Below are 20,577 nucleotides of genomic sequence, written 5' to 3' on the forward strand. Positions count from 1 at the left end.
TAGATAAAGTTAATAATTCGCTCTAAATCAGGCTTTCTCATAAATTATGCCAGAGCAGTTTCCTCTTATTGAGGTTCCCCTAGATGCCCCAGAGGCTGATGAGGATTTGGGAACAAAAGAAAAGTTTTGGTTTCGTTATCACGATCTAGGTCGTTGTCTATTTAAGAAAGCTAGACCAAACACAGGAGAAGATTGGGCAGAGAAGATTGCAGCCGAGTTGTGCGAATTGCTTGGGCTACCTCATGCTGATTATGAACTGGCGGTATACAATGGCGAAAATGGCATCATTTCACCCTCATTTTTACCGTCTCAAGAAGGTGGAATCCTGACCCTTGGTAATGAAGTTCTGGCTCGGATAGTATCTAATTATCCACAAGATTCTAAAGACTTGTCCCAACACACAATAGATAATGTATTCAATGCTATCGGAGATGCTTCAGTTAATTTACCTATCGACTGGACACCACCAGAGAGAATTAGTTATGCAACAGAAACTTTTGTTGGGTATTTACTTTTAGATGCTTGGATCGGGAATAGCGATCGACACCATGAAAATTGGGCATTCATCAGTTTAGAAGAGAAGATTTATTTAGCACCAACCTACGATCACGCCTCCTGTCTCGGTAGGAACGAGCCTGATTCTAAAAGAAAAAACAGATTAACCACAAAAGACGCTGGCTTTTCTGTACAAGCGTATGTAGAAAAATGTAATTCTGCGTTGTATGCTAGAGTTGGTGACCAAAAAACCCTCAAGACTTTGAATGCATTTCGTGAAGCGCAACAGCGCTATCCAGATGCAGCAAGGGTATGGTTAAATAATCTAGCAAGGGTGTCAAGCAATGATACGTTAGAGCTTTTTGAATGTATTCCATCTAATCGCATATCGCAAACAGCAATTGAATTTGCACAAAAGATATTGGAGTTAAATCAAACTAAGCTGCTGGACACCCTACTATGAAAACACTTTTTTTAGCTTGGCAAGATCCTAAAAGTCGCGCTTGGCTTCCCATTGGTCGCTTAACATTTGACGGAAAAAAATATTACTTTGTATATACGCAAGGTGCTATTAAAGCTCAAACTGAACATAATCTTCAGCTATTATATTCCTTCCCAGACTTGAACAAAGAATACGCATCAGTTGAACTATTCCCCTTGTTTTCTAATCGATTAATGCGACCCTCTCGCCCTGACTATAAAGATTATATTGAATCGCTAAATATTCCAGAAGGAGAAGACGATCCAATTAGCATCCTTTCTCGGAGTGGTGGACGCAAGGTAACAGATTATTTTGAAGTTTTCCCCTGTCCAGAACCAGATGAGAATGGTTTATACCATATCCATTTTTTTGCACATGGACTGCGACACCTTCCTGCTTGTGCAACTGAACGGATTAATCAATTACAAACGGGTGAACTCTTATATTTAGCTAACGAATTTCAAAATCCTCATGACCCGCGTGCATTGCTCTTATGCACTGAGGATCATCACATCGTAGGTTATTGTCCTCGGTATATTGTGGATGATGTTTTTAAACTCAAGAGCAAAAATTCAGAACTTCTAAAAGTAAAAGTTGAGCGCGTGAATCCATTACCCACAACACTTCAACTACGTTTATTGTGCAATATGACCGCAGAATGGCATGAGGATTTTCGTCCATTTTCTAGTCGGGAGTATCAGCCTTTGGTGGCTGATATCCCAATGGCTTATGCTAGTTCTTAAAGTTGATGAGAGGCTAGAAAAGCTTGGACTTCTGCATCTGTAGGTTGAGAAGCGATCGCACCTGGTTTAATGGTAGTCAGTGCCCCAACAGCACTGGCATAAGTGACGATGCGTTTTGCGGTTTCGGCATCCCGCAAGCTGTGGATGCCATGCTGACTTAATTGGTGGATGAATCCTGCTAAAAAGCTATCGCCTGCGCCAGTTGTATCAACTACAGGTATGGAAAAGGAAGGTAATTTGCCCTCGTTCTCACCCAAACAGTAGCTACAACCGTTTTCTCCATCTGTTACTAACACTCCCTCAATTGAAGCTAGACGGTAAGTGATGGCTCCGGGATCTGCGGTTTCAAATAACCATTCAGCTTCTTCTTTGGAGAGTTTCAGGAAATCGACTCGCTTAAATAATTCTGGAATTTTTTGATGAGCTATATTTGGCTCGTCCCAAAATACAGGCCGCCAATTAATATCCAGCACAATCTTCAAATCGTAATGTTCTGCTAACTCTAGGGCGCGGTGAATTGCCTTTTCACTTTCAGGATAGGCTAATTCTAAAGTACCCAAAACCAGAAAATCTGCCTCTTGAAATAGCGAATTTGGCAATTGTTTAGCTTGCAGGCGAGTATCGGCAAATTCTGCGGTGTCATACTTACCAAATCCGGCGAAGGTGCGATCGCCTGCTAAATCCCGTGTAACATAAACTTGCCGCGTTGGTGCTGTAGGATGGCGTTGTACACCCGTTGTCTCTACACCTACATCTTGTAATAGCTTGACCAGTTCATTCCCTGGTTCATCTTCACCAACGGCTCCGATAAATCCTGCTTTAGTCCCCAGCTTGACTAAAGCACAGGCTACGTTAGCTGGTGCCCCTCCTGGATAGGGAGTCCAGGATTTTACTTCTTCTAGCTTTAGCCCCAATTGATCGGCTAAACAATCAAACAAAACTTCACCGAGGCACAAAACACGGGGATTGCTCATTTTATTTTAGATTTTAGATTTCGATTTTGGATTAGTAATTTACAGTATAAAATCTACAACAATTTTCGCTAATCTGTCGCCAGCCCTTCATAGAATGAAATAGCATTTTTTATTACTACATAACATCTATATGCTTCTGAATCTCACCTAATTAATATACGAGTTTACACTAACAATTTTAAAAAAAGTTAGTATAATATAATACAACAAAATTTAATGATTTAGATTTTTGCCAACTTTAAATCCAAAGAAAATATTGACAATCGGATTACAGCTAACACTTGAAACCCCTCCCAACAAAAGAATCTTCTAGAATTAGAAAGAGTGATTAAGTACATATACCAAGGGAGGATAGAAATAGTCATGGCTGGTGGCAAGTCTGAGACCCCCGTTAGTCTGTCAGACAGAGAACTGCAAATTATCGACTTAGTAGCCGCTGGCTTAACTAACCAAGAGATTGCAGGAAAACTGGAGATTAGCAAGCGTACAGTTGATAACCATATCAGTAATATTCTTACCAAGACTGAGACAGAAAATCGAGTAGCCCTTGTCCGCTGGGCTTTACAGTGGGGCAAAGTCTGTTTGAATGATGTCAATTGCTGTACTCTGCCTAACCAGATCGAATAAACGATTTATTTAGTGGCAAGGTAATTGCTCTGGTCTGGTATAGTCCAATCTTGAAGTTTACTGATTATTTCCCTCTTCACGCCTAAGTTTTCAGTGTGAACACTCTACCAAAAGTTCCGAGTCCTTCACTCAGCCAGAGTTTATGTTAGTGGAGCCAGCTGACCCTCGGACTCGGAAACTATAAAAGATCAGAATTTCTTATTAAGCAGAACAGAGCTAGGGCGAATGGGGAGCAGGGGGAGCAGGGAAAGAAGAATTATTAATGACGAATGCTCAATGACCAATGCCCCTCAAGAGTCCTGAGTTCCGTTAGCGGATAGCTATGGTTGAGCCAGTGCTGAGTGGGGAGTGGGGCAGAGAGGAGAATAACTCCTAACTCCTAACTCCTAACTCCTAACTCCTAACTCCTAACTCCTAACTTCTAACTCAGCACTCTTTTGCCCCATACCCAAACTCAAAAATCATCCACAAAAATTAGCAACAATTCAGTGGTGTAAGCGTTACATTTGAAAGAAATCTATGTTGCCCCATCGGCTTTGGGAGCAGTGTTCCAATGAATACTTCGACTTCTTTTGAGGGTAGCTCGTCTCCCTTTAAATTTTTGAACTTTGATTTTACGACACCTGTATCTGAGAAAATTCCGAGTCTTGAAGACCGATTTTCAGACTTTGTGCAACCCACACAAGATGCTGAATTACTCAGACAGCTATCGTTTATTCCAGGGTTGAAAGAAATTCTGATGATACGGCAGGTTCACGCCTTAGAACACGCTACTGTTTGGGTTCTTAGCGAATCAAAAAGTGCCTATCCTGCCAAAGGTGAACCTGCTAAGGTTCAACTAGATAACGAACTATTAGGCGGTTTGTCTACTGAGCAAGGATTCTACCTCTATGGTGAGGTGAATATTAGTGATTTGCGGCGTGCGGTCATACTTGCTCGACATCGCCTCACTAGTGGAGAATGGGATTTAGCTGTACATCCTCGTTGCGGCACAAATTTATCAGTAGCAATGCTCTTAACAGCTGGACTAGCTGTGGGTGTGCATCTATTACTACCATTTCGACCAATCGAGCAAATTATCGGTTTGGGGTTAGCAGCGACGACAGCCGCCGAACTCGCACCTGATTTAGGTTCTATGGCACAGCGTTACCTAACAACAGCCATTCCTTTTAACCTAACAATTGACAATATTACCCGTACACGCGATGTTTGGGGGCGTGATGCACATTTTGTTAAAGTGGGCTGGCAAGAGTAATCTTATGGAATCAAAACCACGTACTTTCAAAGAAACCGCTAAAGAAACAACTCTACTGTTTGCAGGGGGCGCTGGCGCTGGACTAATCATCTTTGCCCTGTTCGGCGGCTTATGGCACGTCACTCACTTTTGGTGGGTAATGGCAGTAACTACAATGTTCTGCGGTTTATTAGCCGTAGTGTTCCGTCAAAACTTTCAGAAGATGTTAGATACTTTGATGGATAATGCTCCTTGGATGTAGGAACACAAGTTTAAATATTTCCTCAAAAATTATGAGAAAACTTTACTTCTTACTCCCCGGTACAGATGGCAAATTTGCCTGTGGTGGTCTTTGGGCTGAGTTAAAAGCACTTAATCTGGCTCAGAATTTCTGTAGTGCTGATGTTGTAACTTACCGTCAGCGAGAAAAAGATAAGCTTTTTCTTGATGATTTGCTAAAAGAGAAAGATTTAAATGATGTAATTTTTCTGATTAATTGGGGATTTGATATCGCTCAACTTGTGGCTAAACTGAAGCAATACAATGTCATTTACCATGCACATAGTGCAGGTTATCCATTTAGGCTACCTGCAAGTATTCCGATCATCACTGTTAGCCGCTATACAATGGGATATTGGGGAGAAAAATCACCCAACTCTCTGATTTACTATTTGCCCAATCAAATTTCTGATGAGTTTCAAAATTTAGGACTGGAACGGGATATTGATGTTTTAGTTCAGGCTCGGAAGTCTTCTGAGTATTTAATTAAAGAATTGATTCCAGCGTTACAAAAACATTGTAAAGTATTGGTTGTTGATTCATACATAGAGGATTTACCTGGACTTTTTAACCGAGCCAAGGTTTACCTATATGATTCGGCTGAGTACTGGGCACAACAGGGTGTTAGTGAAGGATTTGGTCTACAACCAATGGAAGCTCTTGCTTGTGGTTGTCAAGTATTTTCTAGTGTCAACGGGGGACTGGCTGATTACTTAGATCCGGGGTTTAATTGCTATAAAATTGCTGGATATTCACAAGAATATGATGTCCAACGGATTCTGAAGGTGATTGATTCTTCAAGAGGTTTGAGTCTGTCTGAAGAATTTTTTGCTGAATATCGAACTGAAAATATTATTAAGCGTTTCCAAGTTATTCTGGATGAGTTAAATGAGTTTTTTGACCATAAGATACAGCAACCATCTAATATTAAGAGTTTGACGAAAATACGGATGGCGAAATTATTCTTTCAGAGGATATATGGAAAGCTGAGGAAGAAATATTTTAAGTGATAGAAAATAACCGCAGAGGCGCAGAGAACAGAGAGACAAGAGAGGAAATTGAATGATTCGGCGGTTATTAGTTACTGGGGGTGCGGGGTTTATTGGGGCAAATTTTGTGCATCACTGGTGTCAGGTTTATCCAGATGACCGGGTGGTGGTGTTGGATGCGCTTACCTACGCGGGAAATCGTCTGAATTTGGCGCTGGTTGAGGGAAGAGAGAATTTTCGGTTTGTGCAGGGGGATATTTGCGATCGCACCATCATAGACGAGTTATTATCAACCGAAAATATAGATACCATCGCCCATTTTGCTGCTGAATCTCATGTTGATCGTTCAATTCTTGGGCCGGCTGCTTTTGTCCAAACTAATGTTGTAGGAACTTTCACCCTACTTGAAGCTTTTCGGAAACATTGGGAGGCTAAAGCACAGCCATGTAATTATCGTTTTCTACACGTTTCTACTGATGAAGTCTACGGTAGTTTAGGCCCAGATGATCCAGCTTTTTGTGAAACGACACCTTACGCTCCCAATAGTCCCTATTCAGCCTCAAAAGCCGGTAGTGATCACTTAGTGCGTGCTTATTATCATACTTACAACCTCCCGACAATTATCACAAATTGCTCTAATAATTACGGCCCTTATCAGTTTCCTGAAAAGCTAATTCCCCTAATGTGCATCAACACTTTGATAAGTAAGCCATTACCTATTTATGGTGATGGTAAAAATGTGCGCGATTGGCTTTATGTGGGTGATCATTGTGGTGCTTTAGATGTGGTAATCAATCACGGTAAACCAGGGGAAACATACAATATTGGTGGCAACAATGAGGTAGAAAATATCAACCTGGTGCAACTTTTGTGTCAGATGATGGATGAATTAGCACCTGATTTACCAGTACGTCCAGCAAAACATTTGATTACTTTTGTTAAGGATAGACAGGGACATGACAGGAGATATGCAATTAATGCGAACAAGATTAAAACTCACCTTGGTTGGACACCTTCAGTAACAATTGCCGAGGGTTTACGTTTAACTGTTGAATGGTATCTCAATCATCGTGATTGGTGGGAACCTCTGCTTTCTACAGAATATCAAGCTTACTATCGCAAAAATTATCTGTAGAATTACCTAAAATGGGGCTAACTCCAACGAGTAATGGTTTCAAATTTTTATAGGGAACTAATTTGTAATAATGTAAGCGACCAAGAATTATGCCTGGATGTCTATTTTGATTTTGAGCAAATTCTTCAATCACTTTACGGGAAAAGACTTTTTTATTCCTAATAATAAATTCATTTAATGTCTGAGGATTTATTAACCAGTCAGCCGCTTTTTCGTTAGCTGCTCTTTCCTCATCATTCTCTTCTAACGCATCCAAGTTGTCTAAATAAGCTCCTTGATGTCCTAATACAATATGTGCTAACTCATGCATGAGGGTAAACCAAAATGAATCTATCCGGTCATATCTCAATGTCAATGCGATAACGGGATTGCTGTTTAAATAAAATGCTGCACCATCCAAGTAAGTTTTGCTTAAATGCGGCACAATTATAAAATGTACACCTAAATCTGCCAGCAATTTAGGAATTTGCACAATACTTTCTACTTGTTTAGCACAAGCAAGAATTTCAGGGATAGCAGCCTCAAGTTTTTTGCGTTCAAAACTAGCAACTGCTTGTTGTTTCGCTAGGTTTTCAACTCGTTTTACCCAAGCTATGCGAGAAGTTTCCTCTGGCTCTCGATGCTTGGAACAACGAAAATTAACGTCTAGCTGGAGTGTTTCATCTAAGGAAGATATGCCGAAAAAATTACAGATTTCCCGTTCTAAGTCATCAATCGAATCTGTTGCTTGAATCCACTTATTTTTGATTAGTTCAGAGATGGGGGCAATTGTATACAATCGGCTTTTACGAGCTATATCTTGCTCCTTTTTTTCTTTTCCTACTAGATGAAGCCGATACTTTGCTTCAAGATTTGTCCAGAACTCTGGAGAAGTACCCAAGGCTTGGGAGAGTTCGATAGCTGTTTCAGGTGTAATTTGCTTGCTTCCGCGAATAATTTCATTGATGGTTTGAACTGGACGCCCCATAATTTCTGCTAAATCTTTCTGTGTCCAGCCACGGGCTTCTAATTCTCGACTTAAAATTTTTCCTGGTGTTGGTACTTTTGCTGGTGCTAGCTTCTGGCTCATATTGCTGTCTCCCCTGCTGCCTTGGTTAGTGGTAGTCGGGGTGAGACAATATCCCAGCGCCTTCATGATGGAATTGACGTTTTCAAGGCGCGGGTTGCCATTGCTGGATAAGGCTTTTTGCAATCCCCGGCGTGTCATGCCTATTTGCTCGGCTATCTCACTAATTCCTCGTACACGAGCAACGACGCGCAAGGATGCCAATAACGCACCAGAATCGTTGTCTTCTGCATATTCCTGAAATATCTCGGTCAAATAATCATCGATTTCTTCCGGGTGCTTGCGGAAGTACTCTTCTTCAAATTCATCAAGTGTTCTAAAATTTCTCATGGCTTAGGTACTCCTTCCAGTAACCTTTTGCGGATTCGATGTCCTGATTCTGTGTGCTTTTGTCGCCTCCACACAGCACTACAACAATATTTTCAGCATCTTCGCCGAAATAGACGCGATAACCAGAACCAAAGAACATTCTCAACTCGCTCAAACCATCCCCTATCGGCGCAACATCGCCGTAATTGCCTTGTTCAAGGCGGCGTAGGCGTTGCAGGATGCGTCGTTTTCCTTGTTGATCGCGTAAATATCCATCCACTCTGCAAACGGCTCGTAACCGTCTTGATTGGCATAGATGATAATCTGTTTTGCTTGTGCTTCTTTGGCCACTTTCAATCTCTACTTCTATTATTTATAACACATGCGAACAATAATTCGCACTGTTTTTCTAGAGAACCCCAAAGTTGGAATCTTCAACTACTTTCAATAAATTATCAGGCTCCCACAGTTTCTGTAGATAATGACTATCCTTGAATATAAGGGAATCAGATCAACGTAAATTGCCAGCAGGTGTCAGATGCTGCAACCAGAACAAATATTACAAGATCGTTATCAAATTCAACGCCAACTCGGCAACAATGGAATTCGCCAAACTTGGCTAGCTAAGGATTTACAAGCCTCTGATGGCGAAAATTCGACCGTTGTAGTCAAACTTTTGGCCTTTGGCGGTACTGTCCAGTGGGATGATTTGAAACTTTTTGAGAGGGAAGCACAAATACTTAAAACAATAAATCATCCCCGCATCCCTCGATATATAGATTATTTTTGTATCGACGATCGCACACTCTGGTTTGGCTTAATACAAGAATATATTCCTGGGGAGTCGCTCAAGGAAAAACTTGCTATTGGCGAAAGGTTTAGTGAAAAGCGAGCTAGAAAAATTGCTGTTGAGGTTTTAAATATTCTCATCTATCTACATGAGTTAAATCCAGGAGTATTGCATAGAGATATTAAACCGAGTAATTTAATCTGGGGCGAAGATAATCGGATTTATTTAGTTGATTTTGGTGCAGTTCAGGATAAAGCGGCAAGAGAAGGCGTTACTTTTACCGTTGTCGGTACTTATGGTTATGCCCCAATGGAACAATTTGGTGGTCGAGCCGTTGCGGCTTCAGACCTCTATGCACTTGGTGCGACTTTGATTCATTTGTTAACAGGAACTTCCCCTTGTGATTTACCTCAGCAGGATTTGCGGTTGCAATTTGCAGACCGAGTTAACTTGAGTCCCAGTTTTGTCAGTTGGCTACAAAAGTTGATAGAACCTGCTCCAGAACAACGATTTACTAATGCCCGCGAAGCGCTGAATGTTCTCAAATCTCGTTTGGCTATCAAATCTGCAAACAAGAATCAGCTTTTGCCGCTAAAAGAAATAATCAACAATTCTGGATGTGGGATAAATAATCACAATGAAACAGTCCCAGAGGAAATTCTCGGTTGGAATTGGGGCGCATTTCTCATGCCTTGGTTGTGGATGTGGCCGAATCAAGTCTGGTGTGGAGTGTTTTGTTTTATACCAAAGCTTTCGTGGTTTTTAGCGATCGCATTCGGTGCAAAAGGCAATGAATGGGCTTGGAAAAGTAGACGGTGGAACAGTATTGAACAATTCAAAGCGCATCAAAGAGGCTGGGCGATCGCTGGTATTCTAATTGGAGGGCCTGTTAGTATTATGATGTGGGTTCGAGCGATCGCTTTGCTCAAATCTGTATTTTAAGGCAGTCTTTTGGATAAATATCAAGCGAAGATTTTTTAGCCAGATTAAGTATAAGGGTTCCACAAATGGTTCAAATTCTTCAAGGAAAAGATATCACCCTAGCCCAACTGATTGATGAATTTGGCCTACAACTTGCAGATGACGAAAATTTTTTTTCAGAATGGCGGTATGATTTACCTGAGTTGAGTGACTTAGAAAAGGAATCTCTCAACGAAGTCAAGGCAGAATATTTGCATCTATCGAAATATCCTATTTTGGAACCTGTAGTCAAAATGGTGGTGCTATCTCCATTATTGCGTCTCGCAGGTTTTTATCAACCGCCTTTCTACATTGCCTCAGAACAAGAGGTAAAAATCTCTTCTGAAGACGAATAATTCGTAATTCGTAATCTTGTAGGGTGCGTTAGCCAAAGGCATAACGCACCATCTAAGCCCAAAAAATAAAAATGTGTAGGTTGGGTTGAGGAACGAAACCCAACTTTTTACGGGGTTTGTTGGGTAACGCATTGCCTCAACCCAACCTACAAATGTTCTTAAATAGATAAAAGATATCCCTCTCCGAGTCGGAGAGGGACAGACTTGAACTTTAGTTCAAAGCAGGGAGAGGTTCGTCGAACTCACATTAAGTTGACTACCCCACCAACTCCATTTCTAACTACTAACTTGTGATTCAACTAGACCCACGGGACAAGATACGTTTGTCCCTCCCAAACCACAATACCCATTGGGATTTTTAGCTAGGTATTGCTGATGGTAAGCTTCAGCGTAGTAAAATTCCGGCGCATCTAAGATTTCTGTAGTAATCTTGCCATAACCTGCACTGCTGAGGGCTTGCTGATAAGCTTCCCGCGATGCTTCTGCTAGCTGCTTTTGATTTTCGGAATATACATAAATTCCCGAACGGTATTGAGTGCCAGTATCATTACCTTGGCGCATCCCTTGGGTGGGATTGTGGCTTTCCCAAAAGACTTTAAGCAGTTCAGAATAACTAATTACTTTGGGATCAAACACAACCAACACTACCTCATTGTGACCGGTTCGCCCACTACATACCTCTTCATAAGTGGGGTTGGGTGTGAACCCAGCCGCGTAACCTACTGCGGTGGTGTAAACTCCTTTAAGTTGCCAGAATTTGCGTTCTGCACCCCAAAAACAGCCCAAGCCAAAAATTGCCTTCTCTAATCCATCAGGATAAGGAGGTTGTAAGGGATTTTTATTTACATAATGAGTTGCGGGTACTGACATAGATTGTGCCCTTCCTGGCAAAGCTTCCTCATGTGTGGGCATAACTGCCTTTTTGCCAAATCCGAATAGTGCCATTGATTTTGATGATATATATCTTTACCTTATTTACTATTGTAAAGATTCTAGCGATCGCTTGGGGTTGTCTCGGAATTCTCAGTCCAGCCATTCTCACCGAACTGTTGGTCGGTAGCTTTTTCATGAAATTTTATTAAGTTTGATAAAGATAAATAAACAACCTGTGTGCCGATAATACATGTAGTCGTACAATTTTCTTCGATCAAAAAAAAATATGTATGTTATTTAACAGCCTAGAGTTTATATTTCTATTTTTGCCAATTAGTCTTTTCATATTTTTCTTTCTTGGTAAATATGGTTATCACCGTTTAGCAATCACCTGGTTAGTGACTGCTTCTTTATTTTTCTATGGTTGGTGGAACCCAAGATACTTACTATTGCTTCTAGTTTCAATTGGCTTAAATTTTTTTATAGGTTATACACTCAACCAATTAAACTCACCAGTCAGAAAAAAGACACTGCTTATTTTAGGAATAACAGCTAATTTAATCATCCTTGGTTGCTTCAAGTACGCTAATTTTTTTGTTTCAAGTGCAGCCGATATATTAGGTATAAACTTTAACTTACAAAATATTATCCTGCCATTAGGGATATCCTTCTTTACTTTCCAGCAAATTACCTACTTGGTTGATTCTTACCGTGGGGAAACGAAAGACAGTAAATTTGTAGACTACTGCCTATTTATCACCTTTTTTCCTAAACTAATTTCTGGCCCTATTGTTCACCACTCAGAGATCATGCCACAATTCGCTGACAAAACTGTGTGTCAGTTCAACTTAGAGAATATGGCAGTAGGTATTACTATTTTCAGTTTGGGATTATTTAAGAAAGTTGTTTTTGCAGATAACATTGCTGCTTATGCAAGCCCAGTTTTTAATACTGCTGCTGCTGGTATCTTCCCCACATTTTTAGAATCTTGGATTGGTGCGCTAGCCTACACGTTGCAACTGTACTTTGATTTTTCTGGTTATTCCGACATGGCGATTGGGATAGCTAGAATGTTCGGGATTAAGTTACCAGTCAACTTTTTCTCACCTTATAAAGCTACCAGTATTAGCGACTTCTGGCGTCGGTGGCACATCACTCTTTCTAACTTTCTTCGAGATTACTTATACATTCCTCTAGGTGGTAATCGCAAAGGTGAGATTAGACGTAGCTTGAATTTAATGGTAACTATGCTGCTAGGAGGAATTTGGCACGGTGAAGGTTGGCAATTTGTCTTTTGGGGTGGATTGCATGGAGCTTATCTAACTATTAATCATGAATGGAATGTTTTACAAAAAAAATATGATTTGAAAACAGATAACTGGCTGAGTTTAAAACTTGGTTGGTTTATAACATTTCTCGCGGTTGTCTTCGGATGGGTGTTTTTCAGATCAGAAAACATGGCTACGGCATTAATAATTGTCAAGGGCATGATCGGATTAAATGGCTTATTATTCAGTACTCAAATTATTGAATCAGGATTAAAAAAAGCTTTCATTGATATTTCTATTTTACTTGCGATCGTCTGGTTGACACCGAATGTTCAGGAATGGATGGGTAAATACGATCCAGTATTTAATTATGAAAAAGTAAAAAAGCTTTCATCTAATAGCCTTTTTTGGTCTAGATTACAGTGGCAACCAAATCAAACCTATGCCTTAGTCATTTCAGTTTTAACTGTAATCGCACTGTTGCATCTTACCAAAGTTAGTGAGTTTTTATATTTTCAGTTCTAGGGAGAATCAAAGCTGATGCTTGCTTATTTGAAAACCTACTTGACAATGGTAAGTACAATTATCTCATTTATTGGAGTACTAAATGTAGCTGTTGATCCACTCTGGTACGCTCAAGGTAACAAGTTAAATCCAATAAATGTTCCCTATAATGAAAGGTTGACTAAAACTAATCTATTTTTGCATAGTGATAGGCAAAAGTATGATTGCCTGATTTTTGGTAGCTCTCGTGTAACTCTGTTAAATAGTAAGGCACTCAAGAATAATGTTTGTTTCAATTATTCTTTCAGTGCTGGAACAGCTGAGGAATTTGCCAAATATGCCCAATATGTTAAAGATAAAGGAGTTAATCCTCAAAAAATATATGTGGGGATAGATGCTTACAATTTCACTTTTGATAAAAAGACGGCACTTAAAAAGAAAGTTGAGGTAGCAGAACCAAAACCCGCCTATCAGGCTTATCTATTCTCTCTAGACACTTTACAGTTCTCCTTAAAAACAATTTTTAGGCTAAATACAGAGATTAGATACTACGAGCAAGATTTTCAAGGTAAATTTTCTGATAATGCTCCTAAATACAAACCTAAATTTGTAGATAAAAAAACTCAAGAGAAATGCAACTTTTCTCGTATTGCCTATTACAAACAAATACGACATATATTCCCAAATGCTAAAATTATTGGATATGTGCCACCAATTTCAGTTTGGAAGCTTTTCAATGAAAGCTATGCTCGTGGTTTGCTAGACTGCGAATTACAGGCAATTTATGAAGCTTCCAAAAGTTACGACATAACATACGATTTCTCATATCCTTCAGAGATCACCACAGTCACATATAATACTTATGATGGGAGTCACTATCACCCAGATGTGAATAATCAAATAGCACAAGTTCTTGAAGAAAAGCGATCAAATCTTGGAATTCGCATCCATCAATATAATCTAAATGAATATCAGCAGTTCCATAAAAGTAAACTAAAAGAGTATTTGTACAAAGAACAGCAGGGAAAGCGGTTGTAAAAAATAGAGTTTCACTTTGTTTGAATTAATTTTTCTGAGACGGTATATTTGACTTTTGACTTCCGCCTAGCGGTACTATTCCATGCTATTTATCAATGTTATCAATACTTTTTAAGGGTAAATTGGCGTTAGAAGATAAGTAGGACAGCGTAAATAATTTGCATGTTTGTAGTGAGGGCTTCAGCCCTCAAAGTAGGGCTGAAGCCCTCTCTACGAGACGCACTCGCGTTCACTACAAACTAATTCCAAAATTTTTTACATTAGTTCATATAGTTTGAATTATTCTCACCGACTTACTTACTCATGGATAAAATACCAAAAATTGATCGTCAAAGGGAGCATCAAGCAAACGAACGTACCTTTCTGGCTTGGCTACGCACTTCTATTGCATTGATTAGCTTTGGTTTTGCGATCGCGCGATTTGGTATATTTCTGCGCCAGTTGAATATTGCTATTACTCAACAAGAACCTCCGGTAAATCCATTATCCAATTCGGAAAATTTGGGTTTGGCTTTGGTAATTTTTGGAATTTTGACTGTTGTCTTAGCTGCGTGGCGATACAACCAAATTTTCTGGCAAATTGAACGAGCAGATTATAAACCAAATAGGTTAATGGTTTGGATAATGACCGGAGTAGTAATTATTTTGGGACTTCTTAGTATTCCTTTGCTCTTAAGGCGTGATAATGTGCCTCCTCGTTCTCGTGTTCCAATTCAACCACAGTCTCGAAATTTGCAAAGATCAACCCCAAACCTCAATGTAAAAAAAGGGACAATTACTACTCAATACAAACAAATATTTTACAACAAGATCCCCGACTTCTTTAAGAAGTCGGGGATCTGAGCCTTATTTAGCAGTAGTCTCAGAAAGAACTGTCACACAAGCATTCACTAAGGGTAACAGCGGCCCTAATTGCTCTTGTCCATTGACTGCTAAATCGCTGTGACACAAATAAACTCTCTCGGATACACGAGACAGTAAATCTGTCAAGATTCTTTGCAGTCTTTGTTCTTCTGCTAATTTTTCATCTTCTGCTGTCCAAGGTTCGCCTAACCTGTCTCGCAGGAAAAACGGCGCACCAAACAAAGTTGCTGCACCACCTTTCGCCCATAGAGGTGAACCAGCATCCAGCCAAAAATGCCAACGGTGCGATCGCCTACTAGATCGATATTGAAATATAGTTGCTAGTGTGACAGCCTTTCTCGCTCCACCGATGGGACGCACAGGGTAAGGGTTGGCGGTGATTGTACCACGTCGCAGTAGTTGAATGAATTCGATAATAGTTGTTTGAGGCGTTGTCTCATTTGGGGCAATTTGTCGTAACCTGGTGTCAATTTCCCAGTAGTGTTGGGCAGTTTCTAATAATTCCCGCAGTGCAGCTAGTTGTTCGTAGGGGAGATTACTACCATTCCATAAAAAACGCTGAATTGCTCTGTCTAAAAGGGAAATGGGACTGGGAATTAACCGGAGTTCTTGTTGCGATCGCTGTTGTTCTAACCACTGTAATATCTCATTATAGGCTGTAGTCGCTGCATAGCCAATCCTATCCCAGCGCTCGAAGGCTGACACTGGCAGCAAATTGGGGCGATCGGGATGGGGTACAAAGCAGTAATCTGCAATCAAACCAGCGCGTACCGGATCAATATTTGTAGAGACGCGATTCATCGCGTCTGTTGTAGATACCCGATTCATCGCGTCTTTAGGATTCATCGCGTCTGTAGAGTTTTCTGGTGATTGTTGTTTCCTACTCAATACAACCAGCATTTCTGCGACGGCATCCCGATCTACGAGGCGTCCCAAACCGGGATAAACTAGTGCCAGCATGGTGAGTAATGCGCGAATGACCGGTGAACTAACTAAGGGACGTTGATCATTGAGCGATTCTACTTGGATGTTTTGCTTAACGAGGATTTCTACTAGAGTATAACGAGCGATCGCATCTAAACCTGGTGCAATAATCGCCACTTCTTCTGCTTCCACTTGCTGTGATTGAATGGCATCAGCAATTACTTCTGCTGTTTGCCGCAATAGTTGGGCGCGGGAGGTGGTTTGAATTGAATGCACTGTTTTTGGTAAGCTCAACAGTACCATTGGTTCTGTGAGTAATTCCACCATCTGTTTAGCTTGATCGCCAAGGGACTCTGGAGGGGGCCCAGTCAATATCTCTACCCGACAACGTTCTGCTAACCCTTCTAGGTAATTGGGATCTGCTCCCAATCCCAATCGCACTGCACCATCGGGATTGTAACTAAAGGCCCCGACTGCACCTCGATCTAATAGCAGTTCAAACAAAAGACGCGCTACGCTAGGATAATCATCAACATCATCCGCCAGTACCGCCTGATAGCGTTTAGTTAGGTGCTGTTGGTAATTGCGATCGCTTAACAAATGCTGACTATAAAGTTCAGTAATAATCCCATAAGTTAGTAACCCCCTCTCTAAACACCAGTTACGCCAATCTAAAAGCAAAGAGGCGAGAAATTCTGGCTTTAAAGTTATCGTATTTTCCCCCAAACCCCTTGTCAAAATCTGGGCAATATCTTCGCAAGGTACACCACTGTAAGCTGCTAATTGCAATAAGTCTAGAATGCGACGCACCAAGCGAGATTCATTCACTCCCGCAACACGTAAAATTTCTTCGTCTAATTGGGGACGCCAAAGCTTGGTTGCTAACTCTTGCTCCGTTTCTGGGCGCAATCTTACCGGAAACTGTGCCTTCAGGTTCAACGAGTTAATTAGCAATGGCCAAAATAAAATAACTTCATCCTGAAAAAAACCTAGCGGTGTCTTGGCACGCACCGGATATTTTCCTAATGTAGATGTAACAATTATATCTCCCAATTCTCGACGATTATCATCATTGGCAGCTAAGACTAAAACTCCTGGATCTGTTTGTTTAAGATATAAAAATTCGGGTATGCGATCGCCCTTGGCGTTGGCGTTAGCGTCTCTAGAGAAGCCTCTCGTAGAGAAGGCATCGCCTTTTTTACGTCCTAGTTTATTAGTATAAAATGATTCAGCGTACTGCTTCTCAGGTTGTACCCAACTACAAAATTGCTCTACCAAACGAGCTGTCTTACCACTGCGGCTAGTGCCAACAATCCAAACCGAATGAGAAACCACAAACTTTCTCCTTGTAGATTTGCTAGTATACCTCGTGCGTTAACTTAAGGTTAATAGTCACCAAATAATGCTGGATGATTGTCTCCAATGAAAAACTCTGTTTTTAGCCAAAAAATCTATTCTTTCTTACTTGATACTTACCGATGGTACTTACAAACTCCTGAACGTTCTTTAAATCAAGCTTACGATGCAGCATTAAAGATTAAGGAAATAGAAGATAAGCATTTCAATGGTAATAAAATAGACATTGACTCAGCCATGTACAGTAATAGCGTGATAGATTATTTTGAGTCAGACCTAAAAAAGCTATTAAAAACTGTGAGGATGCGGCTTACAGAGTTGAAAGCAAGTCGTTGGTTTTTAAATGAAGAGAATCAAAAAGCTGCCGAGAAAGCAGGTATAGAGTTTCTCAGTCCTTCTTTGGTTTTGGAAAAGCTTAACTTTATCGATCAAGTTATATCCAAATACACAACAGTTTCCGCTCAGAAAAGTTCCAACGCTTTAGTCGTTCAACCTCCAAATCTACCCGTTGACTCTGTAATATCTGACGACAAATCGCTAATCGTCAATAATCCAACTTTGCCACCCAAAATAACAACTAAAGATTGGGAGACAAAAGCAAAACCAAAGGGTAAAGTTGATACAACAGGGGTTTTACCCCGCTCTATTTTAAGTACTATCACTCGTCTGCAAGTTGAATTAGATCCTAATTCAGAACAAGAAGTAATCCAAAGTTTTCGTCAAGCTCAAAGAAGAACAATAATATCTATTAGATTTATTTTACTATTAATTATCGTACCACTTCTGACGCATCAAATAGCAAAAGCTTTTGTAGTTGGCCCACTTATTGATAAGTTTAGAGACACTGAGCAAATGCAAATATTCCTCAATTCCGAAATGGAAGAGGAAGCCCTTGGAGAATTACAAAGATTTGAAGAAAAACTCCAGTTTGAAAGTTTGATTAGAAATGCCCCGCCACTCTTGCCTGAACAGATAGAAGGTGAAATGAAAAAGAGGGCGGTTGAGCTTGCTGAAGAATTTCGTCATGAAAGCTCTAATGCTATCAAAAATGTTTTTGCAGATATTTTTTCGGTGGGTGCTTTTATCTGGCTTTTACTAGTCAGCAAGTCTTCTATTGCTGTGATTAAAGATTTCTTTGATCGGATTGTTTATGGACTTAGTGATAGTGCTAAAGCATTTATCATCATTTTGTTTACTGATATATTTGTAGGTTTCCACTCTCCTCATGGCTGGGAAGTACTCCTAGAAGGTGTATCGCGTCATTGGGGATTGCCAGCAAATCGAGATTTTATCTTCTTATTTATTGCGACATTTCCAGTGATTTTAGATACTATATTTAAATATTGGATATTCCGATATTTGAATCGGATATCGCCTTCTGCTGTTGCTACTTATCGGAATATGAATGAATAAGAAGTAGGGAGTGGGGAGTGGGGAAAGAAATAATTAGATTATTTTTGAATTTGAGGGAAGTGGGATAATATGAAAAGTTTGAATTTTGATGGAAAAGGCACTTGCTGAGTTAGGAAAGTTTAACAAAGTTATCGGCATCAGCTTACCTGTCGTTTTGTCAGTTTTCCTGGTGCGTATGCAATCTTTAGCGCATCAGGAACTTAGCCCGCCTGAATGTCGCGTGAAAAAGTGGGATATACCAGTTTCCTTGACTGCTGAAAACCAAAAAGCACGATTAATTCAGAGACTACCAATAACTTGTTGTCAAGGTGATACCTCTTGTTTTGATGAATTTATCTATGGAGAAATACGAGATAAAAAGGCGCTGATGAGTGCGATCGCTCACAGTCTCCAATACCTGCAAACGGGTAATGCTGCGGCTGCTTATCAAAACTATCCGGTGGCTGGGATTACGCGCGATCGCGTCATCAAAAGCTTGAAAAGATTCCGCGAACTCTTATTAACAACTAATTCTGCAACAGAATTACATCAAGCTATAGAGCGGGAATTTGTTCTTTACCAGTCAGTCGGTAAAGACACCAAAGGTTCCGTTTTATTCACCGCCTATTATGAACCGCTTTACGCAGCCAGTCGCGTTCCCACACCAGAATATCGTTATCCTGTTTATCGATTACCTCCTGATTTCAACTCCTGGAGTAAGCCTCATCCTACCCGCGAAGAATTAGAAGGAGCAGATGGTTTACAAGGCGCAAAAGGAAAATTACGAGGATTAGAGTTATTTTGGTTTCGCCTTCGCCTTGAACCATATCTAGCTCAAATTCAAGGTTCAGCGCGACTTCAGCTTGCTGATGGTAGTCAGACAACAATCGGCTATGCAGGTAATATTGCTTATAACTACAAAAGCATTGGGCGAGAATTAGCGAATGATGGCAAATTACCGCTAGAAGGGATGACTATGCCCATTATTCTCGACTATTTCCAAAAGCATCCCCAAGAATTAAATATTTATATTCCACGCGATCGCAGTTTTGTTTTTTTTCAAGAAAACCACGGTGAACCAGCCCAAGGTTCTATCAATGTACCACTAACAGCAGAGCGTTCTATCGCTACAGATAAATCCCTCATGCCTCCTGGTGCTTTAGCGTTGATTCGCGCTTCTATTCCCTTTGTTAATCCTACCGGAAAAATGGAGGAGCGCATCGTTAGTCGCTATGTTCTTGACCAAGATACTGGAGGTGCAATTAAAGGTGCAGGTAGGGTAGATTATTTTTTAGGTACTGGGAAATTAGCAGGCGATCGCGCTGGTGTTACAGTCAGTAATGGACAATTATTTTATCTATTACTCAAGTCCAAGAATTAAACACACTCCCATTTTAATACTAAAGATTCCCGACTTGTTAAAGAAGTCGGGAATCTTATAGCGGTTCCCATTCAAATGAAACGCTTAGGGTAATTACGAATTACGAATTACGCTTCTATGTCCATATCAGAATCATCATCGTCATGATCGTAAGGGATATCGTCAAGGTCTATCATTTCTGAAATTTCTTCTACTTCATTTAAATACTCAGATTCTTGATGTTCCCGTTCAATCAGACGACCAGTTGACTTTAACCATTCCAAGAGAATAAACTCATTACTTGTACGAATTACAGGCGCTCGCTGGTTACGAGGTTCTTCACGCAAAGGGCTTATAGGCATAAAAAACTCACTTTGAATTATGGGTCAGTGTGCAAAAACAGGAAAATTGTCCACTAGGTTTAAAAGTCTTGTATAACAAGTCTTTTTCCAACAGATGAAATGTGAACCATTGAGTTTTTCATTTCAAAACCGTCTAATTACTTACCATTAAAATGTCTTCACGTCAGTCCTAATAATAAATCTTCAAGCGGACGCGCT

The 20,577-nt window shown here is 40.3% G+C and carries 20 protein-coding genes and 1 pseudogene; 14 read left to right on the forward strand and 7 right to left on the reverse strand.

Annotated features, from left to right (window positions below; translation table 11 throughout):
- Positions 1–46 precede the first annotated feature (46 nt).
- A complete protein-coding gene (locus D1367_RS16555; RefSeq protein WP_118167406.1) occupies positions 47–958 on the forward strand; it encodes a HipA domain-containing protein in 912 nt (303 codons plus the stop codon).
- Entirely contained in the window at positions 955–1,719 is a 765-nt protein-coding gene (locus tag D1367_RS16560) for an HIRAN domain-containing protein (RefSeq protein ID WP_118167407.1), read from the forward strand. The genes D1367_RS16555 and D1367_RS16560 overlap by 4 nt, the downstream gene beginning before the upstream one ends.
- On the opposite strand, the gene D1367_RS16565 is transcribed toward D1367_RS16560, so the two are convergent.
- On the reverse strand, positions 1,716–2,693 hold the full coding sequence (locus D1367_RS16565; RefSeq protein WP_118167408.1) for a carbohydrate kinase family protein: 978 nt from the start codon (positions 2,691–2,693) through the stop codon (positions 1,716–1,718). The two genes, D1367_RS16560 and D1367_RS16565, sit on opposite strands and share 4 nt — an antisense overlap.
- Before the next feature lie 363 nt (positions 2,694–3,056).
- Here D1367_RS16565 and pedR point away from each other — a divergent pair, with 363 nt between their 5' ends.
- The 5 genes from pedR to rfbB all read left to right on the forward strand — a co-directional run bounded on the left by pedR (position 3,057) and on the right by rfbB (position 6,957).
- Positions 3,057–3,320: a photosynthetic electron transport-dependent transcriptional regulator PedR gene (pedR, locus tag D1367_RS16570; protein ID WP_069073632.1), complete on the forward strand. Its 264-nt coding sequence runs from the start codon at positions 3,057–3,059 to the stop codon at positions 3,318–3,320.
- 553 nt (positions 3,321–3,873) lie between these two features.
- The gene (locus D1367_RS16575; protein WP_118167409.1) at positions 3,874–4,575 is read left to right on the forward strand and encodes a DUF6391 domain-containing protein; all 702 of its coding nucleotides are present in this window, start codon (positions 3,874–3,876) and stop codon (positions 4,573–4,575) included.
- Between the two features lie 4 nt (positions 4,576–4,579).
- Entirely contained in the window at positions 4,580–4,816 is a 237-nt protein-coding gene (locus tag D1367_RS16580; RefSeq protein ID WP_118167410.1) for a hypothetical protein, read from the forward strand.
- Between the two features lie 31 nt (positions 4,817–4,847).
- Positions 4,848–5,843 (forward strand): glycosyltransferase, encoded by a 996-nt coding sequence (locus D1367_RS16585; RefSeq protein ID WP_118167411.1) that lies wholly within the window; start codon positions 4,848–4,850, stop codon positions 5,841–5,843.
- 52 nt (positions 5,844–5,895) lie between these two features.
- Positions 5,896–6,957, forward strand: coding sequence for a dTDP-glucose 4,6-dehydratase (gene rfbB, locus D1367_RS16590; RefSeq protein WP_118167412.1), 1,062 nt, complete (start codon positions 5,896–5,898; stop codon positions 6,955–6,957).
- Here rfbB and D1367_RS16595 read toward each other — a convergent pair.
- Positions 6,917–8,353 carry an addiction module antidote protein gene (locus tag D1367_RS16595; protein ID WP_118167413.1) on the reverse strand — a complete coding sequence of 479 codons (1,437 nt, stop codon included), beginning with the start codon at positions 8,351–8,353 and terminating at the stop codon, positions 6,917–6,919. The two genes, rfbB and D1367_RS16595, sit on opposite strands and share 41 nt — an antisense overlap.
- Positions 8,340–8,612: a type II toxin-antitoxin system RelE/ParE family toxin gene (locus D1367_RS16600; protein ID WP_147337376.1), complete on the reverse strand. Its 273-nt coding sequence runs from the start codon at positions 8,610–8,612 to the stop codon at positions 8,340–8,342. The genes D1367_RS16595 and D1367_RS16600 overlap by 14 nt, the downstream gene beginning before the upstream one ends.
- 258 nt (positions 8,613–8,870) lie before the next feature.
- Between D1367_RS16600 and D1367_RS16605 the strand changes: the two genes are divergently transcribed.
- Both D1367_RS16605 and D1367_RS16610 read left to right on the forward strand, forming a co-directional pair.
- A complete protein-coding gene (locus D1367_RS16605) occupies positions 8,871–10,064 on the forward strand; it encodes a serine/threonine protein kinase (protein WP_118167414.1) in 1,194 nt (397 codons plus the stop codon).
- Between the two features lie 65 nt (positions 10,065–10,129).
- The gene (locus D1367_RS16610) at positions 10,130–10,438 is read left to right on the forward strand and encodes a hypothetical protein (protein WP_225892220.1); all 309 of its coding nucleotides are present in this window, start codon (positions 10,130–10,132) and stop codon (positions 10,436–10,438) included.
- A gap of 276 nt (positions 10,439–10,714) precedes the next feature.
- Here D1367_RS16610 and msrA read toward each other — a convergent pair whose 3' ends face one another.
- Together msrA and D1367_RS30920 are read right to left on the reverse strand one after the other, a co-directional pair.
- Entirely contained in the window at positions 10,715–11,383 is a 669-nt protein-coding gene (msrA, locus tag D1367_RS16615; protein WP_118167415.1) for a peptide-methionine (S)-S-oxide reductase MsrA, read from the reverse strand.
- Positions 11,337–11,507, reverse strand: coding sequence for a hypothetical protein (locus D1367_RS30920; protein ID WP_181984862.1), 171 nt, complete (start codon positions 11,505–11,507; stop codon positions 11,337–11,339). The genes msrA and D1367_RS30920 overlap by 47 nt, the downstream gene beginning before the upstream one ends.
- A 94-nt stretch (positions 11,508–11,601) precedes the next feature.
- Between D1367_RS30920 and D1367_RS16620 the strand changes: the two genes are divergently transcribed.
- From D1367_RS16620 to D1367_RS16630, 3 genes and pseudogenes are all read left to right on the forward strand, one after another.
- A complete protein-coding gene (locus D1367_RS16620; protein WP_118167416.1) occupies positions 11,602–13,104 on the forward strand; it encodes an MBOAT family O-acyltransferase in 1,503 nt (500 codons plus the stop codon).
- A gap of 15 nt (positions 13,105–13,119) precedes the next feature.
- Positions 13,120–14,121: a hypothetical protein gene (locus D1367_RS16625; protein WP_118167417.1), complete on the forward strand. Its 1,002-nt coding sequence runs from the start codon at positions 13,120–13,122 to the stop codon at positions 14,119–14,121.
- Positions 14,122–14,424: 303 nt separating this feature from the next.
- Positions 14,425–14,859 (forward strand): annotated as a pseudogene (locus tag D1367_RS16630) (YidH family protein); the annotation flags it as partial.
- Positions 14,860–14,967: 108 nt separating this feature from the next.
- Here D1367_RS16630 and D1367_RS16635 read toward each other — a convergent pair.
- Entirely contained in the window at positions 14,968–17,244 is a 2,277-nt protein-coding gene (locus D1367_RS16635; protein WP_118167419.1) for a recombinase family protein, read from the reverse strand.
- 87 nt (positions 17,245–17,331) lie between these two features.
- Between D1367_RS16635 and D1367_RS16640 the strand changes: the two genes are divergently transcribed.
- On the forward strand, positions 17,332–18,678 hold the full coding sequence (locus D1367_RS16640; protein ID WP_410477575.1) for a proton extrusion protein PcxA: 1,347 nt from the start codon (positions 17,332–17,334) through the stop codon (positions 18,676–18,678).
- An 88-nt stretch (positions 18,679–18,766) separates the two neighbouring features.
- The gene (gene mltA / locus D1367_RS16645; RefSeq protein ID WP_181984863.1) at positions 18,767–20,038 is read left to right on the forward strand and encodes a murein transglycosylase A; all 1,272 of its coding nucleotides are present in this window, start codon (positions 18,767–18,769) and stop codon (positions 20,036–20,038) included.
- Positions 20,039–20,145: 107 nt separating this feature from the next.
- On the opposite strand, the gene D1367_RS16650 is transcribed toward mltA, so the two are convergent.
- Positions 20,146–20,379: a DUF3134 domain-containing protein gene (locus tag D1367_RS16650; RefSeq protein ID WP_118167421.1), complete on the reverse strand. Its 234-nt coding sequence runs from the start codon at positions 20,377–20,379 to the stop codon at positions 20,146–20,148.
- Positions 20,380–20,577: the final 198 nt, after the last annotated feature.

Origin of the sequence: Nostoc sphaeroides, assembly GCF_003443655.1 — a bacterium.
GTDB classification, from domain to species: Bacteria; Cyanobacteriota; Cyanobacteriia; order Cyanobacteriales; family Nostocaceae; genus Nostoc; species Nostoc sphaeroides.